The sequence below is a fragment of the Arthrobacter sp. 10T419 genome, assembly GCF_056394105.1.
The window spans coordinates 478,152-495,385 of record NZ_JBFTHF010000001.1; the positions used below are offsets into that span (position 1 = coordinate 478,152).

21 protein-coding genes and 1 tRNA gene are annotated in these 17,234 nt (G+C 68.5%); 16 read left to right on the plus strand and 6 right to left on the minus strand.

Annotated elements, in window-relative coordinates; all coding sequences use genetic code 11:
- Positions 1–5: 5 nt before the first annotated feature.
- Positions 6–473 (minus strand): Fur family transcriptional regulator, encoded by a 468-nt coding sequence (locus AC1DBD_RS02245; RefSeq protein ID WP_441416946.1) that lies wholly within the window; start codon positions 471–473, stop codon positions 6–8.
- A 79-nt stretch (positions 474–552) separates the two neighbouring features.
- Here AC1DBD_RS02245 and AC1DBD_RS02250 point away from each other — a divergent pair, with 79 nt between their 5' ends.
- Positions 553–1,824 (plus strand): MFS transporter, encoded by a 1,272-nt coding sequence (locus AC1DBD_RS02250; protein WP_441416947.1) that lies wholly within the window; start codon positions 553–555, stop codon positions 1,822–1,824.
- Between the two features lie 64 nt (positions 1,825–1,888).
- A complete protein-coding gene (gene htpX, locus AC1DBD_RS02255; RefSeq protein ID WP_441416948.1) occupies positions 1,889–2,761 on the plus strand; it encodes a zinc metalloprotease HtpX in 873 nt (290 codons plus the stop codon).
- Positions 2,762–2,881: 120 nt separating this feature from the next.
- Here the strand turns inward: htpX and AC1DBD_RS02260 are convergent, their stop codons facing one another.
- Positions 2,882–3,373, minus strand: coding sequence for a YajQ family cyclic di-GMP-binding protein (locus AC1DBD_RS02260; RefSeq protein WP_138768479.1), 492 nt, complete (start codon positions 3,371–3,373; stop codon positions 2,882–2,884).
- 200 nt (positions 3,374–3,573) lie between these two features.
- Here AC1DBD_RS02260 and AC1DBD_RS02265 point away from each other — a divergent pair, with 200 nt between their 5' ends.
- Positions 3,574–3,828 (plus strand): hypothetical protein, encoded by a 255-nt coding sequence (locus AC1DBD_RS02265; RefSeq protein ID WP_476981342.1) that lies wholly within the window; start codon positions 3,574–3,576, stop codon positions 3,826–3,828.
- A gap of 150 nt (positions 3,829–3,978) precedes the next feature.
- Positions 3,979–4,060 (plus strand) — tRNA-Tyr (locus AC1DBD_RS02270).
- 98 nt (positions 4,061–4,158) lie between these two features.
- Here AC1DBD_RS02270 and AC1DBD_RS02275 read toward each other — a convergent pair.
- The gene (locus tag AC1DBD_RS02275; protein ID WP_476981343.1) at positions 4,159–4,872 is read right to left on the minus strand and encodes an alpha/beta fold hydrolase; all 714 of its coding nucleotides are present in this window, start codon (positions 4,870–4,872) and stop codon (positions 4,159–4,161) included.
- 146 nt (positions 4,873–5,018) lie between these two features.
- Here AC1DBD_RS02275 and AC1DBD_RS02280 point away from each other — a divergent pair, with 146 nt between their 5' ends.
- The 8 genes from AC1DBD_RS02280 to trxA all read left to right on the plus strand — a co-directional run bounded on the left by AC1DBD_RS02280 (position 5,019) and on the right by trxA (position 9,673).
- Complete coding sequence (locus tag AC1DBD_RS02280) at positions 5,019–5,411, plus strand: DUF7793 family protein (protein ID WP_441416951.1); 393 nt, start codon at positions 5,019–5,021, stop codon at positions 5,409–5,411.
- Positions 5,412–5,522: 111 nt separating this feature from the next.
- Entirely contained in the window at positions 5,523–5,699 is a 177-nt protein-coding gene (locus AC1DBD_RS02285; protein ID WP_441416952.1) for a DUF1059 domain-containing protein, read from the plus strand.
- Positions 5,696–6,859, plus strand: coding sequence for an EAL domain-containing protein (locus tag AC1DBD_RS02290; protein WP_476917038.1), 1,164 nt, complete (start codon positions 5,696–5,698; stop codon positions 6,857–6,859). The genes AC1DBD_RS02285 and AC1DBD_RS02290 overlap by 4 nt, the downstream gene beginning before the upstream one ends.
- Positions 6,849–7,406 carry a GNAT family N-acetyltransferase gene (locus AC1DBD_RS02295; protein WP_476981344.1) on the plus strand — a complete coding sequence of 186 codons (558 nt, stop codon included), beginning with the start codon at positions 6,849–6,851 and terminating at the stop codon, positions 7,404–7,406. The genes AC1DBD_RS02290 and AC1DBD_RS02295 overlap by 11 nt, the downstream gene beginning before the upstream one ends.
- A gap of 21 nt (positions 7,407–7,427) precedes the next feature.
- Entirely contained in the window at positions 7,428–7,832 is a 405-nt protein-coding gene (locus AC1DBD_RS02300) for a VOC family protein (protein WP_441416955.1), read from the plus strand.
- Positions 7,833–7,862: 30 nt separating this feature from the next.
- On the plus strand, positions 7,863–8,591 hold the full coding sequence (locus AC1DBD_RS02305; protein WP_476981345.1) for a Type 1 glutamine amidotransferase-like domain-containing protein: 729 nt from the start codon (positions 7,863–7,865) through the stop codon (positions 8,589–8,591).
- A gap of 49 nt (positions 8,592–8,640) precedes the next feature.
- Positions 8,641–9,186 carry an acyl-CoA thioesterase gene (locus AC1DBD_RS02310; RefSeq protein ID WP_441416957.1) on the plus strand — a complete coding sequence of 182 codons (546 nt, stop codon included), beginning with the start codon at positions 8,641–8,643 and terminating at the stop codon, positions 9,184–9,186.
- Between the two features lie 79 nt (positions 9,187–9,265).
- Positions 9,266–9,673: a thioredoxin gene (trxA, locus tag AC1DBD_RS02315; RefSeq protein ID WP_441416958.1), complete on the plus strand. Its 408-nt coding sequence runs from the start codon at positions 9,266–9,268 to the stop codon at positions 9,671–9,673.
- Between the two features lie 106 nt (positions 9,674–9,779).
- Here trxA and AC1DBD_RS02320 read toward each other — a convergent pair whose 3' ends face one another.
- Positions 9,780–10,058, minus strand: a complete 279-nt coding sequence (locus tag AC1DBD_RS02320) for a putative quinol monooxygenase (RefSeq protein ID WP_441416959.1) — start codon at positions 10,056–10,058, stop codon at positions 9,780–9,782.
- A gap of 112 nt (positions 10,059–10,170) precedes the next feature.
- Between AC1DBD_RS02320 and AC1DBD_RS02325 the strand changes: the two genes are divergently transcribed.
- The gene (locus AC1DBD_RS02325; protein WP_476981346.1) at positions 10,171–11,847 is read left to right on the plus strand and encodes an AMP-binding protein; all 1,677 of its coding nucleotides are present in this window, start codon (positions 10,171–10,173) and stop codon (positions 11,845–11,847) included.
- Between the two features lie 132 nt (positions 11,848–11,979).
- On the plus strand, positions 11,980–12,900 hold the full coding sequence (locus AC1DBD_RS02330) for a hypothetical protein (protein ID WP_476908431.1): 921 nt from the start codon (positions 11,980–11,982) through the stop codon (positions 12,898–12,900).
- An 80-nt stretch (positions 12,901–12,980) separates the two neighbouring features.
- On the opposite strand, the gene AC1DBD_RS02335 is transcribed toward AC1DBD_RS02330, so the two are convergent.
- Entirely contained in the window at positions 12,981–13,961 is a 981-nt protein-coding gene (locus AC1DBD_RS02335) for a DNA-3-methyladenine glycosylase family protein (protein WP_441416962.1), read from the minus strand.
- A gap of 174 nt (positions 13,962–14,135) precedes the next feature.
- Here AC1DBD_RS02335 and AC1DBD_RS02340 point away from each other — a divergent pair, with 174 nt between their 5' ends.
- Positions 14,136–14,573: a VOC family protein gene (locus tag AC1DBD_RS02340; protein ID WP_476981347.1), complete on the plus strand. Its 438-nt coding sequence runs from the start codon at positions 14,136–14,138 to the stop codon at positions 14,571–14,573.
- Positions 14,574–14,580: 7 nt separating this feature from the next.
- On the opposite strand, the gene AC1DBD_RS02345 is transcribed toward AC1DBD_RS02340, so the two are convergent.
- Positions 14,581–15,714 (minus strand): SLC13 family permease, encoded by a 1,134-nt coding sequence (locus AC1DBD_RS02345; protein ID WP_476892291.1) that lies wholly within the window; start codon positions 15,712–15,714, stop codon positions 14,581–14,583.
- Between the two features lie 131 nt (positions 15,715–15,845).
- Here AC1DBD_RS02345 and AC1DBD_RS02350 point away from each other — a divergent pair, with 131 nt between their 5' ends.
- Positions 15,846–17,231 (plus strand): cystathionine beta-synthase, encoded by a 1,386-nt coding sequence (locus AC1DBD_RS02350; RefSeq protein WP_476981348.1) that lies wholly within the window; start codon positions 15,846–15,848, stop codon positions 17,229–17,231.
- Positions 17,232–17,234: the final 3 nt, after the last annotated feature.

Below are 17,234 nucleotides of genomic sequence, written 5' to 3' on the forward strand. Positions count from 1 at the left end.
CTAACTTAGTTACGGTCGGCGGGGAGTTTTTGGGTGCGCTGGCAGTCCTCGCAGATGCCCTGGTACAGGACGTCCGCGATCTGGATGGTCATGGGCTTGGAGCCCGAGTCCCAGTGCGGGGTGAGGCACGGCGCGTGGCCGACGGCGCATTCAACGTCCTCCACGCGGCCGCAGCTGATGCAGACGGCGTGGTGGTGGTTGTCCCCCACACGCGTCTCATACAGTGCGGGCGAGTGCGGGGGTTCGAAGCGGCGCAGCATCTGCAGCTCGGTCAGGTCGCCGAGGACCACGTAGACGGACTGCGCCGTAAGTTCGGGCAGCTCCTCGCGGGCTGCGGCAAGGATGCTCTCCGCCGGCGAATGCGGGTGGCGTTCGACGGCGGCCAGCACGGCCAGCCGCTGCTTAGTGACCCGGCGGCCGTGGGCATGCAGGGCGGCGGTCCATGCCTCGCTGCCGCCCACCGAATCCGTCATGGCCCCATTCAAGCACTTATTTTGAGCTGGTCACAATAAGGTTCGGCTTATTTCCTTTGTGGCCCACTAGAGTTGCCGGGTGGGGAAATTCCTGGCGGACATCACGCCGTTACGCGAAAGCCCGGCCTTCCGCCGTCTGTGGCTTGGATCCGCCGCCTCGGCGTTGGGCAGCCAACTCACCCTCGTGGCCGTGAGCCTCGAGGTCTACCGGCTCACCCAGGACAGCCTGTACGTGGGGCTGCTGAGCATTTTTGCCCTGGTCCCGCTGGTGTTCGGCGGCCTCCTCGGCGGCTCCATCGCGGATGCCCACGACCGCCGCAAGGTCGCGCTGCTCGCCTCCGCGGTGCTGTGGCTGACTACGGTCGGCCTGGCGCTGCAGGCGTGGCTGCACTTGGGCAACGTCTGGCTGCTGTACCTGCTCGTCGCGGTGCAGAGCGGCGCGCAGGCCATCAACCAGCCGGCCCGCAGCGCCATCATCCCGGTCCTGGTCCGGAAAGAGCTCCTGCCCGCGGCGAATGCCCTGAGCATGATGATCTTCGGCCTGACCATGACCGCCGGTCCGCTGCTGGCCGGCGTGCTGGTGGCCACGGTCGGCTTCGCCTGGACCTACACGATCGATGTGGCCAGCTTCGCGTTTGTCGTCTGGGCCCTGCTGAAGCTGCCGCCCATGCCGCCAGGGCATGAGTCGCACCGGGCCGGCCTGCGCTCCGTCGTCGAGGGCTTCCGCTTCCTCGGCACGCGGCCGAACCTGCGCATGACCTTCGTGATCGACCTCGTGGCCATGATCCTGGCGCAACCGCGGGCGCTGCTGCCGGCCATCGCCGCACTCATGATCGGTGGCGGCGAAGCCACGGTCGGCGTGCTGTTGGCCTCAACTGCCGTCGGCGCGTTCCTGGCCGGGCTCTTCTCCGGCCCGCTCGGTGCGGTCCGGGCGCAGGGCACGGCGGTGGTCTGGTCCGTTATGGGCTGGGGCGCCTCCATCGCGGGGCTGGGCCTCGTCGTCGTGCTCGCCGGCCGGTCCGGCGCCGCGGGCGTGACCCCCTGGCTGGTGCCTGCCGCCGTGTGCTGCGCGCTCGCCGGTATCGCCGACTCCGTCAGCGCGGTCTTCCGCACCACCATCCTGCAATCGGCCACCCCGGACCACCTGCGCGGCCGGCTGCAGGGCGTCTTCGTGGTCGTCGTCGCGGGCGGCCCCCGGGTGGGGGACATGCTGGCCGGCGGCGCGACTAAGCTGCTCAGTGAAGGCTGGGTTCTGCTCGCCGGCGGGGTGCTGTGCGCGGTGGTGGCCTGGCTCGTGGCGCGCTGGCAGTCCGGGTTCCTGAAGTACGACGCGCGGAACCCGGTTCCCTAGCGGTTCGTTTCTTAGATGGGTGACCCGTGGGACACCCGATCGACGGCATGGCTTGGGAGGATCAGTGCATAACCATCACAACGGCTTGAAGACGGCGGCCCTGTTCGGCGTGCTCTGGGCGGTGCTGCTTGGCCTGGGCGCGGTGATTGGATCCGGGATGCGGAGTTCGGCGCCCATCTGGATCATGGCCCTGATCGGCGTCGGCACCACCGCCTACGGGTACTGGAACAGCGACAAGATCGCGATCCGGTCCATGCAGGCCTATCCGGTGACCGAGGCCGAGGCGCCGGAGCTGCACCAGATCGTCCGGGAGCTCTCCGCCCGCGCCAACCAGCCGATGCCGCGGATCTACATCTCACCGACCATGGCACCCAACGCCTTCGCCACCGGCCGGAATCCGCAAAACGCCGCGGTCTGCTGCACGCAGGGCATCCTGCAGCTGCTCGACGCCCGCGAACTCCGCGGCGTGCTCGGCCACGAGCTGATGCACGTCTACAACCGGGACATTCTCACCTCGTCGGTGGCCGCCGCCGTCGCGGGCGTGATCACCTCGGTGGGCCAGATGCTGCTGTTCTTCGGCGGGGGCGGCGACCGCCGCAACGGCAATCCCCTCGCCCTCCTCGCGATGGCCCTGCTGGCGCCGTTTGCCGCGTCGCTGATCCAGATGGCCATCTCCAGGACCCGCGAGTACGACGCCGACGAGGACGGTTCGGCGCTCACCGGCGACCCGCTGGCGCTGGCCTCGGCCCTGCGCAAGATCGAGCAGGGCGTCCAGCTCGCGCCGCTGCCGCAGGACCAGCGGCTGGTGAACGCCTCGCACCTGATGATCGCCAACCCGTTCCGCGGCGGCGGCATGGCGCGGATGTTCTCCACGCACCCGCCGATGAGCGAACGGATCGGCCGGCTTGAGCGGATGGCGGGGCGTCAGCTGGGCTAGGCCCGCCGGCCTGACGACGCGCGCCTGGTTCCATGACGCACAAAAGGGCTGGCGCTGCCGGAATACCGGTGGCGCCAGCCCTTTTGTGCGTCGCAGGGGAGTGCCCGACGCGGAGCGCAGCTAGCTGCGGAAGTTCACGAACTGGAGATCGGCCTCGTCGAAGCCCTTCAGCAGGTTCATGGTTTCCTGGAGGTCGTCGCGGGACTTGGACGTCACGCGCAGCTCGTCGCCCTGGATCTGGGACTTGACCGACTTGGGGCCCTCGTCGCGGATCAACTTGTTGATCTTCTTCGCAAGGTCCTGGGCAATGCCTTCCTTGATGGTGGCCTCGAGGCGGAATTCCTTGCCGGAAGGGTAGGGCTCGCCCGTGTCGAGGGACTTCAGCGAGATGCCGCGGCGGATCAGCTTGGACTGCAGCACGTCAAGGACGGCCAGCACCCGCTCCTCGGAATTGGCCTTCATCAGGATCTTCTCGCCGCTGAAGTCGACCTCGGCGCCGACGCCCTTGAAGTCGTACCGCTGCGCCAGTTCCTTCTGCGCCTGGTTCAGCGCGTTGGCGACTTCCTGCTTGTCGACCTTGCTGACGACGTCGAATGTGGATTCGCCTGCCATGACTGTCCTCCTGATGTTGTCCGGACGCCCTGCTGGAGGGCGGTGTTTTCTGCATTCCAGCCTAGTACGGATGCTCCGGATGTGAAGGTGCCGCGGGGCGGCCGGTCTTCACAGTTGGCTCAAAGCTGAACCCCGGGGGGAACGAAGCTTGGCCCGGGAGAGTTGGGACCGTTGGAAGAGCCGCTTGAAAGGCAGGGCACATGAACCGCAGGGTCATCCGTAACGTCAGCAGCACCACCGCCGCAGCCGCGGGTTCCATAACGACGGCGGTGACGTCGGTGGCCGCCGCGGCCCTGGCGGCCTCCATCATCCTCAGCCCGGCCGCAGACGCTTCCGCCCGCCTCGGTGGCGTGCAGGCGGACCTGGCCCGGGCGGTGCAGCTGAACCAGGTCACCGCCGAGCAGGCGGCGAAGTTCGAGGCCAAACTCGCCGGCCGCATCCTCGGAGAAGCCTGATATTCCGGGCCTCCCGGGGCCACGCGGCGCCGATTCGATTCTTCGGCGGAAGTTCTGTAAAGTTGTCTTGCCCGCGGTTGCTGGAAGCGGAACGGACTGGAAACAGGCGTTCGGCAGATGGAAGCCGCGAGTGATCTTCTTTTGAAGTTCGGCAGATTACCCGAGCGGCCAAAGGGGGCTGACTGTAAATCAGCTGGCAACGCCTACGGGGGTTCGAATCCCTCATCTGCCACCCTCGAGAAAGCCTCCGGAACCAAACGGTTCCGGAGGCTTTTTTGTTTTATTGCGCGACTGCTCCGTAGGTGCCGTTATGGGACGTGAAAACGGCAGTTATGGAGCAATCGGCGTTCGGTCCACGGCGGCGAGGATGGCAGCACCCAGTTCCGCGGGCCTGGTGAACTGCGGCCAGTGCCCGGTCGGCAGGTCCAGGTATTCGACGTCGCGGATCCGTGCCAGCTCCGCGACATACGGCTGCTCCGCGGCAATCCATTCGAGCAGCACCGACGTCGGAAATTCGCAGGCGATGATAGTTGCCGGAACGTCGTAGCGGCGGTCATCGTGGAGCCTCTGCTGGTCGTAGGCAACGCCCTTGGGTTCCGGGACGGCGCGGGCCCGGAAGGCGGACCGGAGCTCCTCGTCCAGGTCAACGAGGTCCTCGTCCTCGAAGAATTCCCATGGCGGCAGCGGCACCTCGTCGCCGTCGGCCGGCAGCTGGTCGTTGACGACGCCGCCGTCCCCCAGCGGGCCGCTGTCCACGTAGATGGCGCGGGCAACGCGGTCCGGTCGCGCATCCACGGCGCCATGGATGATCGCCCCGCCGCCGGAGTGGCCCACCAGGACCACCGGGGTGTCCACCCTGTCTACGGCGGCCACGACGGCGTCGATGTGGGTGCGCAAGCCGATGCCGGCGCGCGGTGCGTCAGCCGACTCCAGCCCGGGCAGCGTGAGCGGGTGGACCCGATGCCCCGCGGCGACCAGCGGCGGCGTGACCTCCGACCACGACGACGCGTCCAACCAGAAACCGGGAACCAGGATGATGTCCATGACGGCACCCTACGCGGTCCGGCCGCTGGCGAAGGCGCGCAACGCTGGGGTTTTCCGCCGTCGAACGTCATTTTCCGGTCGAAAACGTGCCCGGCGTCACATCTTGGCCCGCTGAGGCGCTACTCTGTCGCAGGAGGGGGAATCACATGGAGATAGTCCTGGCAGCTGGCAAGGGGACGCTCAACCTGGATGAGAGCGGAATTCTTCGGCTGGCCTGGGCCTCCGGGTCCATGCTCGATACGGCGGACGCCGTCGATTCCGTCGTTGCCATTTCAAAAATCAGCGCCGGGCGGATGCTGCCCTTGCTGATCGACATCAGCGACGTCAAGCTGACCGCCGGAGCCCGCAACCATTACCTGGAGAGCCGCTTCGTTTCCTCCGTGGCACTCGTCGGCGAATCGAACGTGGACCGGGTTGTCGCCGCGTGGATGCGCCGCGGCAACGACTGCCCGCAACGCTACTTCACCTCCCGCGCCGACGCCCTGGAGTGGTTGGGTGAGCTGGCCGCCAGCGACGAACCGCAGAGCGTCGCCGGCTGATCCTTCCGCGGCACCGGAGGCTCCGGCGACACCCGGGCGGATAATCGGCCGATCCGGCATTACTGCGGAGTAGGGTTAGGCGCGTTGATCGAATGAGCCTGAGGAGTTGACATGAAATCGTTTGCATGTGGTGACGTTGTTCCCGGTTGTGAAGCCCGCTGGGTCTGCAGCACCGATGACGAAATCCTGGTCCAGGTCGGCGCCCATGCCGCGTCCGTGCACGGCCTGACCGAGCTTCCCGCCGAGCTCGTCGACTCGGTGCACAAAGCAATCCACCCGGTTAGTTGATTCCTGCGGCGGGCGGTCCACCTTCCGGGTCCGGCGCCACTGCACCGCCGGACTGGGATGGGCTGCTGGCCTCGGCCTGCCGCGGCGAAGGCCTGGCGGCTGCCTACCAGCCCATCGTTGATACCGCGCGGGGAGCGGTGGTGGGCTATGAAGCCCTCGCCAGGTTTCCCGGCTATGCCGAGAAGAACCCCGAAGTCTGGTTCGCCGCTGCGCGTCAACATGGGAAAGCCGCTGAACTCGAAGCGGCCGCGCTGCGCACCGCGCTCAAGGCCCGCGCCGCCCTGCCAGCCAACTGCTTCCTGACCCTCAACGTCTCACCGGAGCTGCTCATCACGGAATGCATCCGCAGCGTCTGGCGCGACGAGGGCAAACTGGGCGGCCTGATCATCGAACTGACAGAGCAAACACCGATCGACTCGTACGTGGAGCTGGAACCGGACCTCAACCAGTTGCGCGCCGCCGGTGCCCTGATCGCCGTCGACGACGCCGGAGCCGGCTACGCGGGACTGCGCCACCTGCTGGCCCTGCGCCCCGCCCTGATCAAGATCGACCGGGACCTGATCCAGGACGTCGACCGTGATGAGGCGAAGCGTGCCCTCATCGGGATGCTCGGCGCGTTTGCGAGTCAGGTCGACGCCTGGATCCTGGCCGAGGGCGTCGAACGGGCCGAGGAGCTCGAGGCGCTGGTCTCGCTGGGCGTCCCGCTCGTGCAGGGCTACTACCTCGCCCGGCCTGCCCCGCCCTGGGCCGGCATTGATCTTGACCTGGCCCACCGCCTCGCCAGCGCCCGTCCGGTGGCACACAAGACGGTCATCCGCGACGTCGTCGAACCGGCGACGACGGCCGGCAGCGTCACCCAGGCCGCTGACGCCTTCGCGGCCAACCCGGCGCTGGAGGCCGTCGTGCTGCTCGGCGAGCACCTGCGGCCGGTCGCGGTGCTGGACGCCGGAGCGTCCGCACTGGGCGTGGTCAGCCCCGGGATGCGCGTGAACCTCGATACCCCGCTCAGCCAGGCCCTGGCCCGGGCCATGACGAGGCCCAAGAACCAGAGGTTCGACTCGCTCCTGGTGACGGACAACGCGGGGCGTTTCGCCGGCGTTGCCAGGATGGAGCGGATGATCATTGCGCTCACCGGGACGGCAGGGGCACGTGACGACTGACGCCCCAAGCGCGCTGGCGGGAGAGCTGCCCGGCGGTGTCCGCATCAGGCTGCTTCGCGGTTCCGACGCCGAACGGCTGGGGGCCGCGTACCGGCGGAACCGGGATCATCTTGCGCCTTGGGAACCGACCCGGAGCGCCGAGTTCTTCACCACGGAGGGGCAGAGCGCCAACATCGGCGGCAAACTCGCCATGTTCGGCGCCGGAACCGGCGTTCCGTGGGTCTTGCTGGCCGGCGGGGAGGCCGTGGGGACGATGACGCTGAGCGGCATCGTGCGCGGGCCTTTCCTCAGCGCCAACCTCGGGTACTGGGTGGATCAGGACTTCAACGGGCGGGGCATCGGATCGGCCGCCGTCGCTCATGTTGTCGGAGCCGCCAGCACCGCGCTGGGCCTGCACCGGATCCAGGCGGCCACGCTGCCGCACAATGCCGCTTCCCAGCGGGTGCTGCAGCGGGCCGGTTTCCAACAGATCGGACATGCCCCGGAGTACCTGCAGATTGCGGGCGCCTGGCAGGACCATCTCCTGTTCCAGCGCATCCTGCACTGAGGCACGTGCGAGACTCACACAGTGACTGACGAATCCTTCGGCGCCCTGCACCACGTCGAGCTCTGGGTGCCGGACCTTGCGCGGGCCCGGGACGAATGGGGCTGGCTGCTGACCAGGCTCGGCTATGGGCAGTTCCAGGACTGGCCCCGCGGGCGGAGCTGGCGGCGCGGCGCCACGTACATCGTCGTCGAGGAGTCACCCGACCTGGACGGCCGGAACCACCACCGCACCGCGCCCGGGCTGAACCATCTGGCGTTCCGGGGCGGAACGCCGGAGCAGGTGGACGCGCTGGCCGCGGACGGCCCCGGCAACGGCTGGACCGAGCTGTTTCCGGAAAAATATCCGCACGCCGGCGGCCCCGGACACTACGCTGCCTACCTGGTGAACTCGGACGGCTTCGAAGTCGAGCTGGTCGCCACCGGCTGACCCGGCGGCCGGGCGGGTACCGTGATACCCATGAGCATCATCCTGGTGGGCGGGGGCCCCGATACCGTCACCACCCCGGTTATCTTTGACCGCTTCGTCAAGGATGTCCGGAACCGCGGCGGGGGAAGCCCGCCTCCCCGGATCGCCGTCGTGCTGTTCGACCGCGAAGGCAGCTCGGAGTATTTCCTCCCCGCGTACCTGGAGCCGCTGCAGAGTCGCACGTCCTGCCAGCTGACACCGGTCCTGCTGCGCTCCAATGAGCCGGCGGACCCGGAAGCGTTCGACGACGTCGACGGGATCGTCGTCGGAGGCGGCCCTACCCCGGACTACCTGGCCGGCCTGCATGGCTCGGCGGCGGCGATCCGGAAGGCGGTCGCTGCCGGCGTGCCCTATCTGGGGTTCTCCGCGGGGGCGATGATCGCGCCGCAGCGGGCGCTTGTGGGCGGCTACCGGATCCGGGGCATCGAGGTGTGCTCGGAGGAATGCTCCGAAGGCCTTGACGAAATCGACGTCCGCGACGGCCTGGGCCTGGTGCCGTTCGCCGTCGACGTCCATACCGCGCAGGCCGGGACCCTGAGCCGCGCGGTCGCGGCGGTGGCGGAGGGCCTGGTGGACCGGGCCGTGGCCGTGGACGAGAACACCGCGCTGGTGCTGCGCCACGCGGGCCTCGAGGACCTTGAGGTGCTCGGCACCGGGAACTGCTGGACCATCCGCGGCTCCGGCCGCAAGGCCACGGTGGCGGTGCTGTCCGCCGGCTGAGCGGCCGACCCTTCTTGGCACCTTTGTTACCCGCGGGTAACATAGTCCCATGCACCTGCTGCTCCGCACCCTCCTCCTGCTCATCAAGTCCGCCCGGCGCTCGCCGCTGAGCATCTGGGACACGTCCTCGCTGCCGCTCCGCGTGCTCCCGACAGACATCGACATCGCAATGCATGTCAATAACGGCATGTACCTCTCGCTGATGGACCTGGGCCGCTTCGACCTGATGGCACGCAGCGGGACCTGGAAGGCCATGCGCCGGCGCGGCTGGACGCCAGTGGTGGCGGGGGAGACGATCGCTTTCCGCCGCTCCCTGCAGCTCTGGCAGCAGTACACCATCGAGTCCAAGGTCATCGGCCTGGATGAGAAGGCCATCTACTTTGAGCAGCGCATGGTGGTCGACGGCGAAATCTACGCCCGCGCCCACATCGCCACCCGGCTGGTCAGCAAGGGCAAGCCGGTCAGCCAGGAAGAGATCATCCGCGAGTTCGGGGCGCCGCCGGCGGACCTGGAGCTGCCCGAATGGATCCACGAGTGGCGGGAAACGAACGCGCTGCCGGGCGCCCGCCGCCCCGCCCCGCACGTCTGGGCGTGACCCACGCGCCGTGCCCGCCGGGATGTGCCATCAGCGAAACGCAGGGGACTTTCGCGGGCGGCTCGCGTACCGTTGACGCATGGCTACCGTAGACATTACAGGTGAACAGTTCGCATCGACCGTCGAGGACAACGACATTGTCCTCGTAGACTTCTGGGCCGAATGGTGCGGCCCGTGCAAGCAGTTTGGCCCCACGTACTCGGCCGTTTCGGAGAAGCACCCGGACGTGGTCTTCTCCAAGGTGGACACCGAAGCGGAGCAGCAGCTTGCCGCCGAGGCCGGAATCACCTCGATCCCCACGCTGATGGCCTTCCGCGAAAAGGTACTGGTGTTCTCCCAGCCCGGTGCGCTGAACGCCCAGCAGCTGGAGCAGGTGGTCGACGCCGTCAAGGCCCTCGACATGGAGGAGGTCCACGCGCACGTGGCCCGTTCCCAGGCCGAGGCCGCAACAACCCAGCAGGACGGCAGCCAGATTCCGGATATCTAAGCCGGACTGCCGCAACAAACAGCAACGCGGGGTCACTTCGCGCCCATCCCTTGAGGGATTACCGGCGCGAGGTGACCCCGCGTTTGTGTTCGGAGGCGGGGCGGGCTTAGAGCTTTTCCAGCTTGACCGGCTCGGCCAGCAAGGCGCTCAGGGACTCGTTCAGGTCCTGGACCGCGGTGCCCTTGGAGTGCTTGTCCAGGTCTGCCTGGGAAGCCCACTGCTCGGTCAGAACCAGCTTGTCCTCGCTCGCCTCGGTCAGCTCATAGCGGATGCAACCGGGTTCGTTGACGACCTCGTCGATCGCGATTTCGAGGGCAAGCTTCACGCGGAAGAATTCGCCCTCGTTGGGAATGAAAGTGGCCTGCAGGTCAATGGGTGCGCTCATGGGTTTTACCCTACCGGGCGGCCGACCCGGCGTCGGAAGATGTCCTGAAGATTTCCTAGGACTTCCACGCTTTGCCCTTCTCTTGCCGGCGGCCTGTTGGTAGCGTCACACCATGCTTGCGTACACAGCCGGGGACACTGACGTCCCGCTGATCGATGAAACCATCGGCGACCACTTTGAGCGGATCGTCGCCCGGTTCCCGTACCACGACGCGCTGATCGAGGCCGCGGCGGTTCCCGGCGGGGAGGCCCGGCGGTGGAGCTACACCAAGATGAACGACGACGTCGACCGGCTGGCCCGCGCGCTGCTGGCGCTCGGCGTCGCCAAGGGAGACCGGATCGGAATCTGGAGCCCGAACTGCGCCGAATGGACCATTCTGCAGTACGCCACAGCGAAGATCGGGGCGATCCTGGTCAACGTCAATCCGGCGTACCGCAGCCACGAGCTGGAGTTTGTCGTCAAGCAGAACGGCATGCGGATGCTGGTGGCGGCGCCGTCGGACCGGAACAGCGACTACACGGTGATGGCCCGGCAGGCGCTGGCGGAATGTCCCGAGTTGCGCGAAGTCGTGTTCCTGCCCGATTCCGGCCAGCCCGGCCTCACCGCCGGGGTCCCGGAAAGTGAGGCGGAGCGGACATTCGCCGAGCTGCTGAGGCGGGCCGACGACGTCGCGCACTCCGGCTTGAAGGCGCGGATGGCCGAACTGGACCCGCACGACGCGATCAACCTGCAGTACACCTCCGGCACCACCGGTTTTCCCAAGGGCGCCACCCTGACCCACCACAACCTGCTCAACAATGGCTTCGCCATCGGCGAGCTGCTGGCTTACACCGAGCACGACCGGGTGGTGCTGCCGGTGCCGTTCTACCACTGCTTCGGAATGGTGATCGGCAACCTGGCCGCCTTCAGCCACGGCGCCGCCACCATCATTCCGGGCCGCGGGTTCACGCCGGCCGCCGCGCTGGAGGCAGTGCAGGACTTCGGCGGAACGTCGCTCTATGGCGTGCCGACCATGTTCATCGCCGAACTCGCGCTGCCGGACTTCGCCTCCTACGACCTCTCGACGCTGCGCACCGGCGTCATGGCCGGGTCGCTGTGCCCCATCGAGGTCATGAACCGGGTGATCTCGGAAATGAACATGCGCGACGTGGCCATTTGCTACGGCATGACCGAGACCTCTCCGGTCTCCACCATGACCCGCGACGGGGACACCATGGCCCAGCGCACGCAGACCGTCGGCCGCACCATGCCGCAGCTGGAGAACCGGATCGTGGACCCCGTGACCGGGGAGGTGCTGCAGCGCGGCGAGATCGGCGAGTTGTGCACCCGCGGGTACTCCGTGATGCAGGGCTACTGGAACCAGCCGGACAAGACGGCCGAGGCGATCGACGCCGAAGGCTGGATGCATACCGGCGACCTGGCGCGCATGGATGAGGACGGCTACCTGGTGATCGAGGGCCGGATCAAGGACATGGTGATCCGCGGCGGCGAGAACGTCTACCCGCGCGAGATCGAGGAGTTTCTCTACACGCACCCGGATATCCAGGACGTTCAGTTGATCGGTGTCCCTGACGCCACGTACGGTGAGGAACTGATGGCGTGCGTGATCCTCAAGCCCGGAGCCGGCAGGCTGGACGCCGCGGGGCTGGCGGAATTCTGCCGGGGCAAGCTGGCGCACTACAAGATCCCGCGCTACGTGGACGTCCGGGAAAGTTTCCCGATGACCGTGTCCGGCAAGATCCGCAAGGTGGACATGCGCCAGGAAGCCGTGGCCAGGCTGCATCTTTGACCGCAACGCGGGGTCACTTACGGCCCATCGCGGGGCCGTGGATGGGCCGTAAGTGACCCCGCGATGCTTCGAATTAGGCAGGCCTGTGGATAACTCAGGCAGCGAGCCTAATCCGCGGCCACAATGGTGCCCATGGTCCGCATTGTGCCGCTCCCCGAAAGTCTCTTCCAGACGCCGTTCACGGTCTACGAATCCCGTGCGGCCGGCGTTACGTCCAAGCGACTCCGGGCGAAGGACCTGTCCGACGGCGGCCGTCTCATCTATCTGCCGGCCGGCAGGCACCTGGAGATCTTCGAACGTGCCCGGGTACTCAGCGCAGCCACGCCCGGCGCCTGGGTGTCCCACGAGACCGCCGCCGTGCTCACCCGGCTCGGGCTGCCGCCGTGGCTGGGCGGGTGTTCCACCATCCACCTCAGCAAGCCGCACGAACTGCCTCGCGTCCGCCGGGCCGGGGTTACGGGACACCGCGTGCGGTGTATCCCCGGCGAGCTGACCGACGTCGACGGCGTCCCTGTGACGGCACCGCCGCGGACCTGGCTGGATCTCGCCTCGGGCCTGCCTCTCAACTACCTCATCGCCCTGGGCGACCAGATCATTCGGATACCCCGGCCTGGCCTGGAACAGCGCTCAGAGCCCTACGCGTACAAGGACGGACTGCGGCTACTCATCCGCCAGCATCCCAACATGAAGGGCGTCGAGAAAGCCCGGCTGGCCCTGGACGAGATGCGGGTGGGGGCGGATTCGTTCCCGGAGACCTTTCTGCGGCTGGCGCTGATGGACGCGCGATTACCGGAGCCGGAGCTTCAGATCAGGCTGGACCCTGACGACCGGCGCTCGCCGGCCGCAGACCTGGGCTACCGGAGGTACCGCATCGCCATCCAGTACGAGGGCGCCCACCACCTCACCCGGGAACAACAATCCAGGGACATCCGGCGGGACGAAGCGTTCCGCGGCGCTGGCTGGGCGTACTTCAAGGCCAACGCCGATGACCTCGCCGATGGCTTCGAAGCCGTCGTTGGCCGGATCAAGAAGACCCGGCTCCGCTCGGTCTAACGCAACGCGGGGTCAGATCGCGCCTATAAAGGCGCCCCGGATGGGCCGGATGTGACCCCGCGTTGCTTCAGCGGCGCCGGTCAGTGGCCGCGGTGGTCCTGGATGGTCATCCGCGGCCCGAAAACCGGCTTGCGGAACCCGCTGAGGCCGATCATGCGCACCACCCGCTGGCGGTGCCCGGCCCAGGGTGCCAGCAGCCTCAGCATCCCGGCGTCGTCGGTCCGCCGCCCGGTCAGGGCCGCGCCGACGTAGGCCGCGAGGTGGTAGTCGCCCACCGCGATCGAGTCCGGACAGCCGTGCGTGCGCTGCACCACCTCGGCCGCCGTCCAGACGCCGATCCCGGGAAGGGTCTGCAGCTTCGCGGCCGCTTCGGCCGCCGGCAGCGCCGCCAGCCGTTCCAGCGCGGCCGCGGAACGCAGCGCCCGCATGACGGTGTCCGATCGTTGCGGGCCGACTCCGGCCTTGTGCCATTCCCAGGACGGGATGCGCAGCCACTGCTCGGGCGTGGGCTGGACCAGGAGGTTGGCGGGGGCCACGGTGCCGGCGCCGGGCGCCGCTGTCCCGAAGCGGTACATCAGGTAGCGGTAGCCGCGGCGTGCCTCGATCACCGTGACCTTCTGCTCGAGCACCGTAGGCACCAGGGAATCGATCATCCGCCCGGTGGCCGGCAGCCGGAGGGCGGGGTTGCGGCGTCGTGCGTCGACAACCATCCGGGGGAGCGTGGCGTGGAAGCCGGGTTCGTCGAAGGCCGTCCAGTCGTCGTCGCGTCCCAGCATTCGCGGAACGGCCTCGATCGCCGCGGCTGCCCCGGGCCCCCAGGCGCGCGCCTCGATCCAGGGCGCGGCCGCCGGACCCGCGGAGGCCAGGCGCAGCGTGGCCGGACCGGCCGCCGTCGTGAACGCCATCCAGAAGCCGTCCGCAGTGACCCGGATGGACGGATCGCCGTGGCCCCGGCGGAGCGTGCCGAGGGTCTGCAGGAGATCGAACGGGCCGCCCGGGTGCCACCGCAGCGAGGCGTCCGCCGCGGCGGGCACGCCGGCGGGGAGCTCTGCGGTGGTCACTCGAATATGTTCCCACGCCCGGCCGACGGCGGGCACATCCGGGCTGTTGGGCGGAGGGATGCGCGCAACCGGACGGCCCTTATCCGCGGCCCCGGACGGGACTAGACTCCGGCTGTGGCCCGGACTTCCCGCGCCCGCCCCGGGATCGGATCCCTTGATGGTCAGGAGAGTGTGATGGCTGGTGGAGTGGTGCACTTCGAGCTTCCCGCGGACGACGAGAACCGTGCGCGTGAGTTTTACAGTTCGGTGTTCGGCTGGGGTTTCCAGGTCATGCCGGAGATGGACTACAGCCTGGCGCTGACCACCCCGATGGACGAGGAGGGCCGGCCCGCGGTCTCCGGGTCGATCAACGGCGGCCTGTTCCGCCGCGGCGAGCTCACCGCCCCGGTGGTGACCGTCGACGTCGACGACATCGACGCCGCCTTGGAGCAGATCGTGGCCCGGGGCGGTTCGGTGCAGCGGGCAAAGATGGAGGTGCCGGGGTCCGGTTGGAACGCGTATTTCACGGACACCGAGGGCAACGTAGTGGGGCTGTGGCAGAACGCCGCGCCCGCGGCACCGGCTCCGGCCGGCGGCAGCGGCGAAACCGCCGGAAACGACATCGGGGCCTGACCCGCGCCTAGTGCATGCCGCTGGCCAGCCAGAGGGCCACGACCGCGAGGGGAACCGTGAGGACGACGGCGGCGAGGCCGGCCAGCGCGAAGCCGCCCCAGCGGATCTCGACGTTGAGGGCCCGCAGGCGCTCGTGCCAGAGCAGGGTCGCCAGGGACGCCCAGGGGCTCACCAGCGGGCCAAGGTTCACGCCGATCAGGAGGGCCGCGAGCCTCACCGGCGAGCCGCCCGCCGGTTCCAGCGCGAGGTAGGCCGGCAGGTTGTTGACGGTGTTCGCGGCTCCCACGCCGAGCCCCGCCAGTTGGAGCAGCGCGGGAAGGCTCTCCCCGGACCCGGCGACGCCCGCCAGGACCTTGGTCAGGCCGTTGGCGTGCAACGCCTCGACCACCATGAACAGGCCGACGGTGAGCATAAGCGGCCGCCACGGGACCATGGCCCAGCGGAGGGCCGAGCGGCGCCGCCACAGGAACAGCCCCAGGAGGACCGCGGCCGCGGCAGCGGCGGGAATCTGTACCGGCACTCCGGACACCAGGGCCGGGAGCAGGAGCAGCATCACGCCAGCCGAGGCGTACAGCAGCACCTTGTCACGCACCCGGTGGACCGGCTGGGGGCCGTAGCGGCCCCGCAGATCCTTCCGGAAGGCCAGCCAGAGCAGAGCCAGGGGGAGCAGGATCCCAACCAGCGCGGGGGCCCAGACCAGCGAGGCGAAGGCGGCCGGGCTGAGACCCAGCCGGGACTGGGCCAGCAGGTTGGTCAGGTTGGACACCGGCAGCAGCAGCGAGGCCGTGTTCGCGAGCCAGATGGTAGTCAGCGCGAAGGGCAGCGGCGGGATCCGGGCGTGGACGGCCAGAAGTACGACGACGGGCGTGACCAGCACCGCCGTCGTATCCAGCGACAGGAACACGGTGGAGACCGTTGCCAGCGCGATCACCAGCAGCCAGAGCAGCAGCACGCTGCCCCGGCCCAGGGCGGCCAGTCGGTCCGTGACGGCCCGGAACAGCCCGGCGTCGTCCACCAGTTCCGTCACCAGGGACATGGCCACCACGAAGCCCAGTACGGGCACCGTGCGGCCGGTGAGCTCCTCGAATGCGGGCCAGGGCAACAGCCCGGTGCCCAGCACCGCCACCCCGGCGAGGAGCATCCCGCCGGGGACGAGGTAGCTCCTCAGCGTCTTCAACCAGGTCCTTCGCTTCACTGCCTTATCGTCGCACCCGGACCGCGGCGCCGGCGACGCGACGTGCCCGCCGTCCCGGAGACGGTAACTTTGTACCTATGAAGTACGCCCAGTCCGTCCTGGACCTCATCGGCAACACGCCGCTCGTCAAACTCAATCACGTGACCGACGGCATCGCCGCCACGGTCCTGGTGAAGCTGGAATACCTGAACCCCGGCGGTTCGATCAAGGACCGCATCGCCGCCAAGATGGTCGAAGAGGCCGAACGCAGCGGCAAGCTCCAGCCCGGCGGGACCATCGTGGAGCCCACGTCCGGCAACACGGGTGTGGGCCTGGCGCTCGTGGCGCAGCAGAAGGGCTACCGCTGCATCTTCGTGGTCCCGGACAAGGTCGGCGAAGACAAGCGCGCCGTGCTGCAGGCCTACGGCGCCGAAGTGGTGGTTACCCCCACCGCCGTCGCGCCGGACAGCCCGCAGAGCTACTACGGCGTCTCGGACCGCCTGGTCACTGAAATCCCGGGGGCCTACAAGCCGGACCAGTTCTCCAACCCGGCCGCGCCGGCCAGCCACTACGAGTCCACCGGCCCGGAGATCTGGAAGGACACGGACGGCTTGGTCACGCACTGCGTGATCGGCGCCGGCACCGGCGGCACCATCACCGGCACCGGCCGCTACCTCAAGGAAGTCTCCGCGGACCGGCCCGAGGCCGACGGCGGCGTGGTCAAGATCATCGGGGCCGACCCGGCCGGTTCGGTCTACTCCGGCGGCACCGGCCGGCCGTACTTCGTCGAGGGCGTCGGCGAGGACATGTGGCCCGCCAACTACGACAAGGCCGTTCCGGATGAGGTCATAGCCGTCAGCGACGCCGAGTCCTTCGCCATGACCCGCCGCCTGGCCCGGGAAGAGGGCCTGCTGGTGGGCGGTTCCTCCGGCATGGCCGTCGTCGCCGCGCTGCAGGCCGCCAAGGACCTGCCCGCCGACGCCGTCGTCGTCGTGATCCTGCCCGATTCGGGCCGGGGCTACCTGGCGAAGATCTTCAACGACCAGTGGATGCGCTCCTACGGCTTCCTCGCCGGCGGCGACGAAGCCTCGGTGGGAGAAGTGCTCAAGTCCAAGACCGGCGAGCTGCCGGACCTGGTGCATATCCACCCGAACGAGAGCGTGCGGGACGTCATCAACATCATGAACGAGTACGGCGTCTCCCACATTCCGGTGCTGTCCCAGGAACCGCCGGTCGTGATGGGCGAGGTGCTCGGTGCCGTCGACGAGCGCACCCTGACCGCCAAGCTCTTCCGCGGCGAGGCGAACCTCACCGACAAGATCTCCGAACACATGGAGGCACGGCTGCCCGTGATCGGTTCGCTCGAATCGATCTCGACGGCCCGCGAACTCCTCTCCGACACCGACACCCTGATGGTGACGTTCGTCGGCGCTCCGGTGGGGATCCTGACCCGCCACGACCTCCTCGCCTACCTCAGCAACTGACCA

What these genes read in the sequence shown, in the direction of transcription:
- AC1DBD_RS02245 (WP_441416946.1), bottom strand. Translation starts at nt 473, where the DNA reads ATGACGGATTCGGTGGGCGGCAGCGAGGCATGGACCGCCGCCCTGCAT.
- AC1DBD_RS02260 (WP_138768479.1), bottom strand. Translation starts at nt 3,373, where the DNA reads ATGGCAGGCGAATCCACATTCGACGTCGTCAGCAAGGTCGACAAGCAG.
- AC1DBD_RS02265 (WP_476981342.1), top strand. Translation starts at nt 3,574, where the DNA reads ATGAACCGCAGGGTCATCCGTAACGTCAGCAGCACCACCGCCGCAGCC.
- AC1DBD_RS02275 (WP_476981343.1), bottom strand. Translation starts at nt 4,872, where the DNA reads ATGGACATCATCCTGGTTCCCGGTTTCTGGTTGGACGCGTCGTCGTGG.
- AC1DBD_RS02280 (WP_441416951.1), top strand. Translation starts at nt 5,019, where the DNA reads ATGGAGATAGTCCTGGCAGCTGGCAAGGGGACGCTCAACCTGGATGAG.
- AC1DBD_RS02285 (WP_441416952.1), top strand. Translation starts at nt 5,523, where the DNA reads ATGAAATCGTTTGCATGTGGTGACGTTGTTCCCGGTTGTGAAGCCCGC.
- AC1DBD_RS02305 (WP_476981345.1), top strand. Translation starts at nt 7,863, where the DNA reads ATGAGCATCATCCTGGTGGGCGGGGGCCCCGATACCGTCACCACCCCG.
- AC1DBD_RS02310 (WP_441416957.1), top strand. Translation starts at nt 8,641, where the DNA reads ATGCACCTGCTGCTCCGCACCCTCCTCCTGCTCATCAAGTCCGCCCGG.
- trxA (WP_441416958.1), top strand. Translation starts at nt 9,266, where the DNA reads ATGGCTACCGTAGACATTACAGGTGAACAGTTCGCATCGACCGTCGAG.
- AC1DBD_RS02320 (WP_441416959.1), bottom strand. Translation starts at nt 10,058, where the DNA reads ATGAGCGCACCCATTGACCTGCAGGCCACTTTCATTCCCAACGAGGGC.
- AC1DBD_RS02325 (WP_476981346.1), top strand. Translation starts at nt 10,171, where the DNA reads ATGCTTGCGTACACAGCCGGGGACACTGACGTCCCGCTGATCGATGAA.
- AC1DBD_RS02330 (WP_476908431.1), top strand. Translation starts at nt 11,980, where the DNA reads ATGGTCCGCATTGTGCCGCTCCCCGAAAGTCTCTTCCAGACGCCGTTC.
- AC1DBD_RS02340 (WP_476981347.1), top strand. Translation starts at nt 14,136, where the DNA reads ATGGCTGGTGGAGTGGTGCACTTCGAGCTTCCCGCGGACGACGAGAAC.
- AC1DBD_RS02345 (WP_476892291.1), bottom strand. Translation starts at nt 15,714, where the DNA reads ATGCTCCTCGCCGGGGTGGCGGTGCTGGGCACCGGGCTGTTGCCCTGG.
- AC1DBD_RS02350 (WP_476981348.1), top strand. Translation starts at nt 15,846, where the DNA reads ATGAAGTACGCCCAGTCCGTCCTGGACCTCATCGGCAACACGCCGCTC.